The following is an 868-nucleotide window of genomic DNA, read 5'->3' as shown; positions in this document are numbered from 1 at the left end:
AACCGACTGTGTTTCGACGGCGTCCATCTTACCACAGCTTGCCGCCTTGCCCGCAGCAAACTTAAGCCATGTGCAACCGACAAAAATCGCCTGAAAACCGCTTTTTTCAGTTTTCAGACGACCTCTTGAGCTGAGCCGACCGCCCTATTTCGGCGTATAACGTCCCGCCATCGCTTTATACACCATGTTTTCGTATTTCAGCGTTTCGTACCGCTGGTTCAATATGTTTTGGGCAGAGCCGTATTCCGTACTCAACGCCTCCAGCCAATATTTCAGCTCGTTTTTGCCGTGTTGGTAGCGCACTTGGTAGTAGCGGCTGTTTTTCTTGTCCAAGGCGTAACGCTGTTCTTGGTTGTTGAGCGCGGCTTGGGCGTTTTGGTAGGTGAGGTAGTTGGTATTGACTTCGTTCAGCGCGGTGGTCAGGGCTTTTTCAAAGTCGAGTTTGGCGCTGTCGAAATTGGCTTGTGCGGTTTTGTCTTTCCATTTCATGGTCTGCCAGTTGAGGAACGGCAGGTTGACGGTGGCGGAGCCGCCCAAGAGCGGGATATTGAACGCGCTTTTGGCTTTTTCAGACGACGTGCTCAAGCTCGCGCCCAATGTAATCGAGGGATACCAACTGCGTTTTTGCGCTTCGACGGATTGGAGCGAAGATTGCAGGCGGTATTCGGCGGCACGCAGGTCGGGGCGGTTCGCCAATACGGTAATCGGTACGTCGAGGTTCACGCCTTCGACGGACGGTAGGCGGAATTGTGCGGGGTCGGCGGCGATGGCTTCGTTCGGCTTGAGGTTGAGCAGGTTGCGTAAAACCTGTTTTTGCGTGTCGAGACTGTTTTTCAGGGAAATCAGGCTGTTTTGCGCACTCAAGAGC

The 868-nt window shown here is 53.5% G+C and carries 1 protein-coding gene; it reads right to left on the bottom strand.

From position 1 onward, the window contains the following. Nucleotides 1-144 precede the first annotated feature (144 nt). On the bottom strand, nt 145-868 hold a 724-nt coding region (locus tag ACTHUR_RS12775), incomplete at its 5' end, for a TolC family protein (RefSeq protein WP_440398864.1).

It is taken from the genome of Neisseria sp. P0021.S007 (assembly GCF_051956855.1).
This window is presented reverse-complemented; position numbering and strand designations above follow the sequence as displayed.